The organism is Paenibacillus sp. JNU01, assembly GCF_059130585.1.
In genome coordinates this window covers 5108349-5122074 of sequence record NZ_CP169723.1, presented here as the reverse complement: position 1 = coordinate 5122074, position 13726 = coordinate 5108349, and the positions used below count along the sequence as shown (strand labels likewise).

The 13726-nt window shown below is 48.5% G+C and carries 9 protein-coding genes; 2 read left to right on the top strand and 7 right to left on the bottom strand.

Translation table 11 applies throughout. The features are described 5' to 3' along the window. Positions 1-188: 188 nt before the first annotated feature. From NLBNIHML_RS22260 to NLBNIHML_RS22250, 3 genes are read right to left on the bottom strand one after another with little or no spacing between them, the layout of a single operon-like run. Positions 189-1568 carry an ANL family adenylate-forming protein gene (locus NLBNIHML_RS22260; protein WP_494352782.1) on the bottom strand — a complete coding sequence of 460 codons (1380 nt, stop codon included), beginning with the start codon at positions 1566-1568 and terminating at the stop codon, positions 189-191. Further along, complete coding sequence (locus NLBNIHML_RS22255) at positions 1562-2980, bottom strand: cysteine peptidase family C39 domain-containing protein (protein WP_339239860.1); 1419 nt, start codon at positions 2978-2980, stop codon at positions 1562-1564. Before NLBNIHML_RS22255 ends, NLBNIHML_RS22260 begins: the two co-directional genes overlap by 7 nt. Then, positions 2977-4356 carry an alpha/beta hydrolase-fold protein gene (locus NLBNIHML_RS22250; protein WP_494352781.1) on the bottom strand — a complete coding sequence of 460 codons (1380 nt, stop codon included), beginning with the start codon at positions 4354-4356 and terminating at the stop codon, positions 2977-2979. Before NLBNIHML_RS22250 ends, NLBNIHML_RS22255 begins: the two co-directional genes overlap by 4 nt. A 446-nt stretch (positions 4357-4802) precedes the next feature. Between NLBNIHML_RS22250 and NLBNIHML_RS22245 the strand changes: the two genes are divergently transcribed. Then, positions 4803-6959 (top strand): alpha-amylase family glycosyl hydrolase, encoded by a 2157-nt coding sequence (locus NLBNIHML_RS22245; protein WP_339259033.1) that lies wholly within the window; start codon positions 4803-4805, stop codon positions 6957-6959. A gap of 194 nt (positions 6960-7153) precedes the next feature. Here the strand turns inward: NLBNIHML_RS22245 and NLBNIHML_RS22240 are convergent, their stop codons facing one another. The 4 genes from NLBNIHML_RS22240 to NLBNIHML_RS22225 all read right to left on the bottom strand — a co-directional run bounded on the left by NLBNIHML_RS22240 (position 7154) and on the right by NLBNIHML_RS22225 (position 12202). Then, positions 7154-8440 (bottom strand): MFS transporter, encoded by a 1287-nt coding sequence (locus NLBNIHML_RS22240; protein WP_494352780.1) that lies wholly within the window; start codon positions 8438-8440, stop codon positions 7154-7156. Between the two features lie 148 nt (positions 8441-8588). Then, positions 8589-9425 (bottom strand): sugar ABC transporter permease, encoded by an 837-nt coding sequence (locus NLBNIHML_RS22235; RefSeq protein ID WP_091015889.1) that lies wholly within the window; start codon positions 9423-9425, stop codon positions 8589-8591. After that, complete coding sequence (locus tag NLBNIHML_RS22230; protein WP_339239848.1) at positions 9422-10777, bottom strand: sugar ABC transporter permease; 1356 nt, start codon at positions 10775-10777, stop codon at positions 9422-9424. Before NLBNIHML_RS22230 ends, NLBNIHML_RS22235 begins: the two co-directional genes overlap by 4 nt. A 138-nt stretch (positions 10778-10915) precedes the next feature. Continuing rightward, positions 10916-12202: a sugar ABC transporter substrate-binding protein gene (locus NLBNIHML_RS22225; RefSeq protein WP_339239847.1), complete on the bottom strand. Its 1287-nt coding sequence runs from the start codon at positions 12200-12202 to the stop codon at positions 10916-10918. A gap of 445 nt (positions 12203-12647) precedes the next feature. Here NLBNIHML_RS22225 and NLBNIHML_RS22220 point away from each other — a divergent pair, with 445 nt between their 5' ends. Beyond that, complete coding sequence (locus tag NLBNIHML_RS22220; protein WP_472474342.1) at positions 12648-13682, top strand: LacI family DNA-binding transcriptional regulator; 1035 nt, start codon at positions 12648-12650, stop codon at positions 13680-13682. Positions 13683-13726 lie beyond the last annotated feature (44 nt).

The following is a 13726-nucleotide window of genomic DNA, read 5'->3' as shown; positions in this document are numbered from 1 at the left end:
CTAACGAATCAGAGAAATGTTATTTTGTTTAATTAGTCGATTTTCGCAAGCAGAAGCGGTGTTTTCGACGGAATAACGTTGCTGAGATTCGTTAAGTTTTACTTTTCTTGATCATCCCCTTAATACGACGTTTGAGATTCGTTAGCGGTAGCGATTCAATTGAGATAAATCTTATTGATGGCAGCGACCTATTTCCCAGCCGAGGCGACTGGCACCAAAGGAGCCGGTTTACGAATTTTCTTCATTCTCGAACTTACGAGTTCTCCCTGTGTAATTACGATTTTCTGCGGAATCTTATAAGAAGGCAGCTTGTCCCGGCAATATTCCCAGATGGACCGCCGCAGATCGGTTAGAGTACATTCTGTAGCCAGCCGGATAGTCACCTTCACTCTCTGACCCGTGATACCACTCGGTTCTCCCGAAACTACCGCCGCTTCAATACATTCCATCTCTTCCAGCACACCCTCAACCTCGGCAGGATATACCTTCCGTCCCCCTATGTTAATAATCTCCGAACGGCGACCCAAAATGCGAATGTACCCCTGCTCCAATACGGCTTCATCTCCGGTACGCAGCCATCCATCCTCCGTAAAAGGTGATGGTGCATTCAGATATCCGATCATCGCTGTTGCTGTACGAATCTGTAATTCTCCTTCCACCACCCGGTACTTGACCTCTTCATCTTGAATGCAGAACAGTAGAGAACCTGGTTCTTTGGAACGGGTTGGCAGAATACCAAGTTCAGACATACCATAGGCCTGTATCGTCCTGATCTGTGGAAATCTCCGATTCCAGGCTGCCAGTACGGACTCAGGCATCACTTCCGATCCGTATGATACAACCTCGAGACTGGACAGGTCATACCCTTCATCGTTTCTGCCCAACAGCAACAGATTCATGAATGTTGGGGAGACGGGCAGCGCCTGCACACGAAACTTCTCAATCGTCCGGCACACTTCTTCGGGAGATCGATCCGCAATGATACACAGACATCCCCCACTGGACAGGGACTGCAGCATGGTATTCACACCGCCGATATGATCAAACATCATGAATGGAATCGTTCGCAAGGGCCGAACCCGCCGGCGAAAACGATATAACAGCCGATCTGCACGATGCACAGTCGCTTTACTCACTCCGGTTGATCCGGATGAAAAGAGTACCAGGCCTCCTACACCCTCCTGTGCCAGCGTAGCTAACAACATAGGAACCTCTCCAGAAGTTTCACACGTTTGCCGAATGCACAGCTTGCCTTCTTCAACGCCCAACCGCCATTTCACCTGTGCCAGTTCGATGTATTCCTGTCGTTTGGCTTCAACCAGATACCGATCCATGGGGAGCAGGATACACCCTTGCCCGAGCAAAGCAACCAATGCTGCCGCTGCATATGGGGAATAGTCTTCCTCCAGCGTTACAAGTTGCCCCGTTAGCCCTTCTGCTATAATCCACTCACTCATGACGCCAACCTGTTCCAGCAGCCACTGATAGCTGTACTCCTGATCCTTCCAGATCAGTGCAGGATGCTGTCCCTGTTCCTCGAATCGTTCAAGCAAGAATTGGTTTAACATTTTGCTTCCTCCTCACCGGCAGGCGAATATTGTTGTGCGAGATAATCAACAAGTGAGCCTACCGTCTGATAGGGACTTTCCGGCATGGAAGCAGCTGCTATCTCCGCCAGAGCAGCTCCCATTCCCGTACCCCAACGATCTTCGATTCCCTGCTCCACCACAGCAAGCAATGACACGAGTTCCAGCGAATCCAGTTGTCCATTTCGTCCGTATAGCGGAGCGTTACCGCCCTCACCAAGCGGAATCGATGTATTATGGTATGCATTTAACTCCCGGCAACTATCCAGCACGATACGAAGCAAAGCCTCCCTGTGTTCTTGTTCAATCATTGGCACGGTCTGACGTTGAAAGCAATCTGCCTGAGGCATGGACTGTCGAAGCGACTCATACCAGTGCCACTCATCCGTGATCAACATTTTAATGACACCTGTAAGCTGTACTTTCCAGTGCTCGCGGTTCTTCATCCGGCTGACCTGCAGCATATTGTATGCCTTCTCCCACCGTACAATGATGTCGCTGAATTTTCTTGCATATTGATCAAGTGGTGAACCTAGCCATAAGGCAGACTCCTGAAGAAGATCTCGAAGAAAATACCGGCTCCATCGCATATCGAAGAGCAGACCCGAAATTAACATTTCATTGGCTTGATCTCCTTCTTTCGTCCCATGCAACGTATCCATGAGCTGCAGAGACACCGCATGTCCAAAATAATAATTCCTCTCTCCTTGTGTAATCGTCCGGCCTGTCAGAAATTCTTCAATCTGCGTTGTTAACGCTTGGTTCAACATGTCTCGGTACCCGGCAGAATCAAGCTGCACAGTTGCCCGAATGTCCATGGTGCCAAACGTTCGGAGTTTCTCTTTGCGCTTCGCCTGAGCAAGCTCGGGTATGCATTGGTTCCCTTTCCAGAAATCATGAAAGGCTCTTTGAGCAACCTTCCCCTTGTACTTGGAGGGCACTGGATCATAGACGTGAACATGCTCATCTTCCAGACCATACACGGCAATCCAATGGTCTACCAGATGCAGTCGGGAGCCTTGCTTCACGTGTTTGCGAATGTATTCGGGATTCTGATAATCCTCACAATAAGGCAGATGATAACTGGTTCCTGTAGCCAAAAAAAGCCCCCCATCGCCGATATGCTGCCTAATCTGCGCCTTGCCTTCCTCGAAGCTGTCCAGCTCTCGCTGACCATACATCTCCCAGATCGGCTCAACATAATCCAGTTTGTGAAAATAAGGCTTCACCAGTCCGTTATCCCCGCACGATGGAAGGCTGTACAACCGGCTTGCCGCCAGCAGTGCAAGACTTGTGATGGATCCTTGCTGATGGAGCACTTCATGAATCAGAGGGAAATTGCAGGGATAATAATAGGGAATGTCCAGCACTGGAGCGAATGAAGGAATGATCATTTTGGGCCTCCTGTTCCCGTTTTGGCTGAAGTACTGCCCCAGGATTGGATTAAATAATGTACAGACATATCATCTGTCGCTCGAAATACACGATTGACAACAGGTTTGCCATCCACATCGGTCTCGAAGCGGCGGAAACCCCGAGTAAACCGGAAGGAGAATCCACTATCACGCGGAACTCGGTAACAACCTTCATATCGACCTATACCGGAACGGACAATCTTCATGCCCATCCCACCATAGATCGTTTCCTGCGTCCCTTCCTCTGAGGCTACCTCTGCATGAATGCAGACCTCCACATGAGTGGACAATTCAGGAACCACAGTATAGATGCGTGTAGCAGACAGTCCCCCCATAGTCAGCGTGATGGATGCACTTCCAATACCGACAGGCACCAGTTCTCCATTCGAACGAACCTGGATTACATCCGGGTCACTTGAAGTATAATTTCCATGCAGCAGACTCCGAACCCATCCGCTCTCGTAGTGCATTAGTGCATTGATACACACGGTCATTCCACCCTGTAGTCCGATGACATCCCTGCCAAGCAGTTGAAGCGAGATGGGTTTACCTACGTGGCCGAACATGTATAGTAACGGGAGATGAACGCGTGCTCCCCAGTCACCTTCCTGATGACAGGCATCTGGCTGTTCCAGAAATGCCAATTCCTCATCCGCTCTGACTCCGCGTTCAAGTAATTGATGAGCTACCCTTCTGACCTGGGAAGGCAGAAACAGGCCTTCCGTGTCTCCAATATCTATCCACATCCGAACGTCGGGTACCTCTTCTGGCAAGCGATACATGTTTTCTTCCAACAGCCCGCTTTCCGATGTTTCGTCCAGCTGCACATCCACATAGAATGGCGACATCATGATCAGTTTTCCGAAAACATCCGAATTTCGCATCCCCATGTGCAATGTACAAAGTGCCGCAGCAGATGAACCCAACAGCCCGGTATTCTCCTTGTCCGGCAACGTCCGGTACCGATGATCAATGAGCGGCTTGAGTTCATGAATGATAAAATGCTCATAGGCGATGCCTGAGCACCCCACACTCACGGCCTCTCTCTCCGGAGCGATGAAGTGATAGAATTCGTTGTGCGTGACTGGACGGACATGCGTAATGCCGACAATAATCAGTGATTCAATCTGCCCGGAAGAAATAAGGCAGTCTGCTGCCTGATCAATATTCCATGTTTCATTGCCTGGCCCGGACGGACCAAAAGCCCGCTGCCCTGCATGAACGTACAGAACCGGATAACGCCGAGCTGTATGCTCATGGTAACCGGGCGGGAGATACACATAAATGTTGCGGATATTGCCCAGCCGTGACGCCTGAATGCCTTCCAAACATTCGATGACAGAATGGGTACTCAACGATCATCAACCGCCTCTCTTCTCCCGATTCGACTGCATAATACAAATAACCCCGCCTCAGAAGAGACGGGGTTGTCCCATAACACACGTGCGTGTCCCGGGATACATAGCCCTTATATTGTGAATCTGCGAATAGTTTAATGCGCGAACGTGCTTTTGTAAACATAAAAATAGAAAATAAATGCTCTCAAAAAAGTTATTGACATAAGATCCATTATTTCTTACGATAACGTTGTGATCATAACTCGAGGGCCATGCTTTTAAACCAGAGCGGTTTAGGACAACCCCGGTAACTCCCGAAGGAGATGCCGGGGTTGTTGGCGTGTCAAAAGGAGGGAAGTCTTTAATCCACTGCGTATCATTCCGTTGTATTGAAAGCGCTATTATTCAAAAGCCAGGTTGGTTGTTTATTTAAACTACTACATTCACGAGAAGGGTGGATTACTATGTTTCAAATGGCCAAACGCGTACTCCTCAGCACAACACTGACACTCAGTTTACTTGCAGGGGGCGCACTTCCATATCTACCTGCTTCCGCGATCTATGCCGATGCGGATACCGCAGTTACCAACAAGCAGAACTTCAGTACAGACGTCATCTATCAGATCTTTACGGACCGCTTCCTGGACGGCAATCCTTCCAACAATCCCACCGGAGCTGCCTACGATGCCACTTGCAGCAACCTGAAGTTGTATTGCGGAGGCGACTGGCAGGGCCTGATCAACAAAATCAACGATAACTATTTCAGCGATCTGGGCGTTACCGCATTGTGGATCTCCCAGCCGGTTGAGAATATCTTCGCCACGATCAACTATGGCGGCGTAATCAACACAGCATATCATGGCTACTGGGCACGTGATTTCAAGAAGACCAATCCGTATTTCGGAACGATGGCTGACTTTCAGAATCTGATTACAACCGCTCATGCCAAAGGCATCAAGATCGTCATTGACTTTGCACCGAATCATACGTCTCCTGCCATGGAAACCGATACGTCCTTTGCTGAGAATGGCAAGTTGTACGATAACGGTAATCTGGTTGGCGGATACACAAATGATACAAATGGATATTTCCATCACAACGGCGGCTCCGATTTTTCCTCCCTGGAGAATGGTATCTACAAAAACCTCTATGACCTGGCTGACCTGAATCATAATAACAGTACCATTGACCAATATTTCAAAGATGCAATCAAGCTATGGCTCGATATGGGGGTGGACGGCATTCGTGTTGATGCGGTGAAACATATGCCCCTCGGCTGGCAAAAGAGCTGGATGTCCTCCATCTATGCACATAAACCTGTATTCACCTTCGGTGAATGGTTCCTGGGATCTGCTGCATCCGATGCGGATAACACGGAATTTGCCAATGAATCCGGGATGAGCCTGCTTGATTTCCGCTTTAACTCTGCCGTACGTAACGTCTTCCGGGATAACACATCCAACATGTATGCCCTCGATTCGATGATTACAGGCACAGCGGCAGATTATAATCAGGTGAATGATCAAGTTACGTTTATCGACAACCATGATATGGATCGCTTCAAAACAAGTGCCGTCAATAACCGTCGTCTGGAACAGGCGCTGGCCTTCACGCTGACTTCACGCGGCGTACCTGCCATCTATTATGGTACTGAACAGTATCTGACAGGCAACGGGGACCCTGACAATCGGGCCAAAATGCCTTCTTTCTCCAAAACAACAACGGCTTTCAACGTCATCAGCAAGCTGGCCCCTCTTCGCAAATCCAATCCGGCTATTGCCTACGGCTCCACGCAGCAACGCTGGATCAATAATGATGTGTATATCTATGAACGCAAATTCGGCAAAAGTGTAGCTGTTGTTGCCGTGAACCGTAATCTCTCCACACCAGCGAGCATTGCGAATCTAAGCACTTCACTGCCAACAGGCAACTACACCGATGTACTGGGCGGCGCACTGAACGGTAATAACATCACTTCCACCAATGGTACCGTCTCTTCATTCACGCTTGCTGCCGGGGCAACCGCGGTCTGGCAGTATACAACAAGCGAAACAACACCAACGATCGGACATGTAGGTCCGGTGATGGGCAAACCAGGTAATGTTGTTACGATTAGCGGACGTGGATTTGGCTCCACCAAAGGTACCGTATACTTCGGTACAACAGCCGTTACTGGTGCAGCCATTACATCCTGGGAAGATACGCAAATCAAAGTGACGATCCCAGCTGTTGCCGCAGGCAATTATGCTGTGAAAGTAGCTGCGAATGGCGTCAACAGCAATGCCTATAACAACTTCACCATCCTTACAGGTGATCAGGTCACTGTACGATTCGTCATTAACAACGCTTCCACCACACTGGGTCAGAACATCTATCTGACAGGTAATGTGGCAGAACTGGGCAACTGGAGTACGGGCACAACAGCTATTGGGCCTGCATTCAATCAGGTTATCCACGCCTACCCAACTTGGTACTATGATGTGAGCGTTCCTGCCGGTAAACAACTGGAGTTCAAATTCTTCAAGAAAAATGGGGCAACCATTACGTGGGAAGGTGGTTCCAACCACACATTTACCACACCAGCCAGCGGTACAGCGACTGTAAATGTAAACTGGCAATAGAATATTCTGTCCACAAGTTAACCCGGAGTAGTTACGCTAACGCAGCGTATGCTCCGGGTTTTGTTTTATTTTGTTTTGTTTAACTTACCCAGAATGCTTAGGTTCTTCATAAGCTGCGAAGATTACCTCTATCCCACTCTCTGTTGATGTGTACATGTGGTTCAATCCATATCATGCATACTCCCTACTACGTTTTATTGATAGGTTCGAATCGACTTCAATGTTGTGGCGGCCAGAATACCTGTCGCCAGCAGCAGTATGCCCACGCCTTGCAGTACAGAAGCTGCCCCCCACTGATCTGCCAATACGGAGACAACCGTCAATCCCAGAATAGGCGCTGTACTGGTGATTGTTCCAACGACACCATAGACCCTTCCTTGCAGCTCGTCCGGTACGGCTGTCCTCAGCATAATCTGGGTGAGCATCGTACAGCAGGCGAACATCGCACCTCCAGCCACGATTAACGGCAGTGCCATGATTGACGAGGATACATTCGCCAAAAGAATATAGAGTGGACCTAAAACAATCAGACCGATAAATACCCATCTCCCTCTTCGCTTCAATCGTTTCCCCGAAGCAATCAGCAGTGCAGAGCCCATCATGTACCCAAGTGGAATACAGGTCTCAATTAATCCAAACTGTACCGGATTCGCCTCCCATACCTTAACTGCCATCACTTGAACCAGCATCATGGCTGACATGAAAAACAAGATTAGCACCGGATTAAGCAATACAATGGATCGAATCAGACGATTCCGATAGATGTAGCCAAACGAACTGCGCCATTCCTGAACAAACGTGGTCTGCTGATTAATGGATCGCTGTACTTCAGGAAAGCGGCCCGCCATCAGCACACAGACTGCGGACAACAGAAAGGTTGCCCCTGTAATTAATATAGCGACGAATCCTCCAAATGCAGCCACAGCAACGCCCGCCGCGGCCAGACCGCTGATTCGGGCAAGATTATCCACCATATGAATGGTTCCGGTTGCTTGTTGAATATGCTCCCTGCCTACCATACTTGCCACTGAGGCGTGGAATGCAGGTGCCTGAAACAGACTTGAAAACATGGAGAGTGAGAGCAACAGCAGTACCACCGGGAACGGCGCATGCCAACCAAATAAGCTAATCGCAATCAGCACAGCCATGACGCCGCGGAATACATCCGAGGCCAGCATCAGCTTCCTGCGATCCAATCGGTCTGCAACCGTACCCGCCACCGATCCGAATAAAAAACTGACGGCCATATTGCAGATCTGTACGGCCGCCATGCTCTTCGCACTCCCTGTGGTCTGTAACACCCACAGACTGATCGCAATCCCATTAAAGCAATCCCCGAATACGGAGATACCATAGCCGTACAATATCCTCCGAAAGGTAACATTACGCCAAAGCGTTCGCGGAGTCTTGGCATTTTGCAATGCAGCTTGTCCTCCTTGATATCCCATAACCTCGGGCTCACTGGACGGGTTTATGCCCATACATCACGTTCCTCCCTAATCAAGATTCGAGCCCATATAGAACCAGGCACTTCCGCAGTTCTGTCAGTCGACAAAGACATGACATTACGGAAGTGCCTGGTTGAAGTGCCGTATTTACCGCGGCTGACTATGATATTATGGCACGGCATTACCCTTTGGAAGCACCTGCTGTCAGCCCTTGAACAAGGAATCGCTGGAGGAATACAAACAGCAGGGTAATTGGAATGGCGATCAGTACCGCCCCCGCAGCAAACATCGTAAAGTTACTGTCCTGATAACGGTTGACCAGATCCCACATGCCCACCGCCAGCGTCCAATTTTCCTTCGTCCGCAATACCAGCCGGGCGAAGATAAAGTCCATCCACGCACCGGTAAAACTGGTTAGTGCCACATAGGTTAGCATCGGCTTGGATAAGGGCAGGATGATGCTGGTAAATACCCGCAGGTGACTGGCACCATCCATGCGAGCAGCTTCGTCCAGACTGCGAGGAATCGTATCAAAGAAACCTTTGACGATAAATCCACCCAGTACTGCTCCGGATGAATAGACCAGGATGAGCGCAGCGTGGGTGTCGAGCAATTTAACTTGCAGCAAAATGATATAGATCGCAATCATGCTCATAAAGCTTGGGAACATGCCAAGAATCAGCATGGTGGAGAGAATGGTTTTACGTCCACGGAAGCGGAAGCGGGACAGTGCGTACATCCCGAGTGTCACCATCAACGTGGAGAAGATCATCGTGAAAAAGGCAATTTTCAGCGTATTCATATACCATCTTCCATACATAAAGGACGGATTATTAAATAACTCACCGTAATGAGTCAGCGTGAATGCTTCGGGCCACAACCGTTCACTGAACAATGCCGCACCCGGTCTCAGGGAAGAGAGAAAGATCCAGAGTACCGGGTAGATGGAGACAATAGCGATAATCACCAATAACACATAACTCAGAGCCAGTCGCAGCGGATTATTACGTGTCTTCATTGAATCATGTCCTCCTCCTTGAATGATTTGGAGCGGCGGAAGTTCCAGATGGAGAATGAAGCGATGATAAGGAAGATAATAATCCCTACCGCTGAAGCCATATTGAACTTGTTATTGTCGAGCGTGAGCTTGTAGAGCCAGGTTACCAAGAGGTCTGTCGCCCCCGCGTACTGATAATCTCCGCGTAGCGGATTTCCGTTCGTCAGCAGGAAGATGACATTGAAGTTGTTGAAGTTTCCGGCGAACTGCATGATGAGTACCGGAGTTGTAGCAAAAAGAATGAACGGCATCGTAATAATTCGGAATTTCTGAAATGCGGATGCTCCATCCACTTCGGCAGCCTCGTAGAGATCACGAGGGATGGCCGTCAATACACCCAGAATGAGCACCATACTGACGGGAATACCGATCCACATGTTGACAACAATGACGGTGACTTTCGCCCAGAACGGATCTGTCAGCCAAGGTAATCCCTCCAGCCCAAACGCTCGCATGTACGTATTGATTGGTCCAAACTGGCCATTGAACAGATTACGCATGAGCAGCAAAGAAATGATCTGCGGGATCGCATAAGGCAAAATAAAAATCGTGCGCCATAGCTTCTTGAAGCGTATGCCCCGCTGTTCTATCAACAGTGCCACAAGCACACCGCCAAAATAGGTGGTGACTGTCGCCAGAATGGCCCAGATGACCGTCCAGGTCAGTACGCCATAGAAGGTCTGGCTCCAGGATTTCAACTGAATCAGATCACTGAACGTCTTGAAGCCAACCCAGTCCACGAGTTTGGCTGGCGGAATATGATCCGGGGCTGAGTAGTTGGTAAATGCAATCGTGATCGTAAACAGAATCGGCATAACGGTGAAAAACAGAATGCCCAGTGCCGGAATGGACAGAAACAGGTAGGGAAAGTTTTTGTCCATCATGTTTCGAAGCGAAGCCCCTGCACCCAGGGTCTTCTTCCCTTCTTCCCTGGCGACTCCCGTGACGTATGCATCCCGAATATTCAGGATGTAGATCAGAATAAACACAAAAAACACCAGTAGTACGATAATGCCATCCAACAGTAAAAAGATGGAATGGTCTCCCCTTTGAAGTACGGTGGACCCATTCACTTTGACAAAACGCTGTGTATTTTCCCCCAGTGTCCATATGCCCCATACAGCCTGTGACAGACGAGGAAGCAGGTACGCAAGCCCTGCTCCCTCCAGTAACAACAGACAAATTCCCTTAATCCACTGTCGATTGTACAGCTGTCCAAGACCTTGCAGTATGATGGAACATATAGCCGCTGTCATCCGGTGTTGTCTTTCCCTGTTCGGTCCAACGGGCACCGGGACATGCTGCTGCTGCATTTGCTCTCTCCTCCCCGCCTATTGCTAACGTGTATACATTGAACAAAGTGTGCTTACACTGTACCTCTCCGTTTTTGTGTAAATATGAAGTTCAATCTATACAATTCTTATGCATATCTTCTGATTCGTCGTTCGTCCCTATTGGACGGTAGCAAGGCTTTCCTGGATCTGTTTCACGGCATTGTCCAGCGATGCCTTCACGTCCTTATCGGTATCCCATATATCCGTAATCGCAGACGTGATTGGTCCCCATACGCTGTCCATGGCAGGAAGGGAAGGCATTGGTGTAGAGTTGTTGAACTGTTCCAAGAACGCCTTATTGATTGGGTCCTCCTGCACCTTCGAATCAGCAGCCACGTTTTTGTTCGCAGGGAGTGTACCGTTTAGATCAAAGTTCTCCATCTGAGCTTCTTCATTGGAAAGGAACGCTGCCAAAAGCTTCGATGCATTCGGGTATTGTGTAAATGCATTTACATAATAGGCTTTAACACCTGAGAAGGAGGTCATCGGTTTGCCATCAATTGCGGGAAGCGGAGCAACGCCAAAATCAATACCGGCATTGCGATAATCGGCAATGGTCCACGGACCGTTAATATCCATAGCCAGCTTGCCGCTGGAGAATAATCCTTTTTTGATATCATAGTTCACGTCACCCATCTTGAGTGGCAGTACTTCCGACTTCAGCTTCTGCAAGAACTGCCCACCCTTCAGGGCTCCTTCGTTATTCAGACCGAGATCCGCGCTATCCATCCCGTTGTCCCCAAAAATATAACCGCCCTGTGAAGCCAGGAATGCATAGTTATAGTAAAATTGCTGCAATTCCCACATCAGCGCATATTGATTGGATTTCACGTTATTGAACGTCTTGGCGAAGCTGATAATCTCATCAAAGTTTTTCGGAGCTTCTGGATACAATGCTTTGTTGTAAAAGAGAGCATACGTCTCCACGCTGTACGGATAGCCGTACAGGATATCCTTGAACGTTACCGCCTTCAGTGCGTTGTCACTGGTGTTCTCTGCGGTTTCTGCTTCGAATATGTCATTGGGCAGAATAAGTCCCGCCTCTGAAGCGCTACCAATCTTATCATGTGGGAAAACGACAACATCTGCCGCGAGACCCGCCGGCCCATCCGTCGTTAGTTTGGTGACCTGATCGGTTGGAGGTAGCTCCTCCATTTTGACCGTTACCCCGTACTTCTCTTCGAATTTTTTGGCTCTTTGCTCAATAAAACTGCTTTGATTTTTGTCCTCCCAGATCACCAGGGTTGCCCCTTCTTCCGGTTGAAGATTCTCGGCTGTCAGCTCTACCACTTCCTCCGGATTTTCACCTGCCGTAGTTGGAGATGGACTTCCGCCTCCAGCCCCGCATGCAGCCAGTGTGAAAGCCATCATGACGGACAATGTTGCCCCTTGCCATTTTCTCATGTAAAATGTCCCCTTCCCTCTGCTTGGTCCAACAATGTTCGCGCTTTTCACCCTTTTGTCTGCGTATGTTGTCAGGTTTTGCATTCCATGTTCACTTTTGTACAAACGTTTGCTCAAATGGAAGACAAGATGACTCCTTCATTCAATATGTAGGGGGAAATAAGTCAAGAAGTATGTAAATTCATAGATGTAAGCGCTACAATAACAATCACATCATACAATACCTAACTTTCTTTGCACAAACGTTTGCACAAGCCATATTTGCTCAATTTTAACCAATTTACCTCTTCTACCTACAGTAATTTCCTATTTCCTTGTTCAGACTCTTTCTTCCTTTATTTTACTTCCTGTGCAACTCATATGTGGCAGTTAGCAATTGATTTATCGTATCCTTTGGATTACCATAGGAGAATATTTATACGATTGTTCAGAAGGGATTTTTTACATGATTACGATCAAGGATATTGCCAAATTGGCGGGTGTTTCCCCTTCTACAGTGTCACGAGTGATTTCCAACCATCCCAGAATCAGCACCAAGACGTCTCTCAAAGTGAAGCAAATCATGAAAGAATTAAACTACCATCCCAACATCATGGCAAAGAGCCTGGTTTCCAAAACGACCCATACCCTTGGCATTATGCTTCCGCGTCCTGCTGAAGAGTTGTTTCAGAATTACTTTTTCGGGGAACTGCTGCGGGGTATTATTACACATGCCACCCGTATGAATTATGAATTGCTGCTAACTACTGAAACTTCATCAGACAATGAACTGCACGCGATCTCCCGTCTTGTTCATGGTCGCAGAGTGGATGGCATTCTGTTGCTTGGGTCCAAACGAGACGATCCCATCATCACATTTTTGGAAGCGGAAAAGTTTCCTTTTGTGTTAATCGGTCGTAGCGAAGCTCATCCTAATGCCCCCATGGTGGATAACGATAATGTACAGACTGCTTATGATGCGACACATCATCTGATCGCCCAAGGGCATACGCGAATCGGATTTGTCAGCGGCCCACCGGACATTACGTTATCGCATGATCGCATGCTAGGATACCAAAAAGCGCTTGCCCAAGCCGGGCTGGATGCCGATAGTGACTGGATTGTGGAAGGTGAATTTCTACAGGAAAGTGGATTCAGGGCGATGTCGCTGTTCATGTCCTTGCCGAACAGACCCACCGCAATCGTTGTCATTGATGACAATGTGGCCTTCGGGGTACTGAGAGCTCTTGCTGAGCTTCATTATCTGGTGCCTGAGGATATCAGCGTGGTCAGTTTTAACAATATTGCTTTATCGGAGCTGGCTTCACCACCCTTAAGCTCTATAGACATTGGAACCTATCAGCTGGGCTATACAGCCGTTCAGGTCTTGTTGAAAATTCTAAGCGGGGAACCACAGCCTCATAATCCGGTCATTATTCCCCATCGTCTGATCGTGCGTGAATCCTCACTCTTTTCCAAACCAAAACCACCGTCAAATTGATCATTTCAAGCATCCGTGTAGAAATGCAAACGTTTGTCCTATAC

Coding starts and splice junctions, on each gene's coding strand:
- NLBNIHML_RS22260 (WP_494352782.1), bottom strand. CDS start 1,568: ATGTTAAACCAATTCTTGCTTGAACGATTCGAGGAACAGGGACAGCAT.
- NLBNIHML_RS22255 (WP_339239860.1), bottom strand. CDS start 2,980: ATGATCATTCCTTCATTCGCTCCAGTGCTGGACATTCCCTATTATTAT.
- NLBNIHML_RS22245 (WP_339259033.1), top strand. CDS start 4,803: ATGTTTCAAATGGCCAAACGCGTACTCCTCAGCACAACACTGACACTC.
- NLBNIHML_RS22240 (WP_494352780.1), bottom strand. CDS start 8,440: ATGGGCATAAACCCGTCCAGTGAGCCCGAGGTTATGGGATATCAAGGA.
- NLBNIHML_RS22235 (WP_091015889.1), bottom strand. CDS start 9,425: ATGAAGACACGTAATAATCCGCTGCGACTGGCTCTGAGTTATGTGTTA.
- NLBNIHML_RS22230 (WP_339239848.1), bottom strand. CDS start 10,777: ATGCAGCAGCAGCATGTCCCGGTGCCCGTTGGACCGAACAGGGAAAGA.
- NLBNIHML_RS22225 (WP_339239847.1), bottom strand. CDS start 12,202: ATGAGAAAATGGCAAGGGGCAACATTGTCCGTCATGATGGCTTTCACA.
- NLBNIHML_RS22220 (WP_472474342.1), top strand. CDS start 12,648: ATGATTACGATCAAGGATATTGCCAAATTGGCGGGTGTTTCCCCTTCT.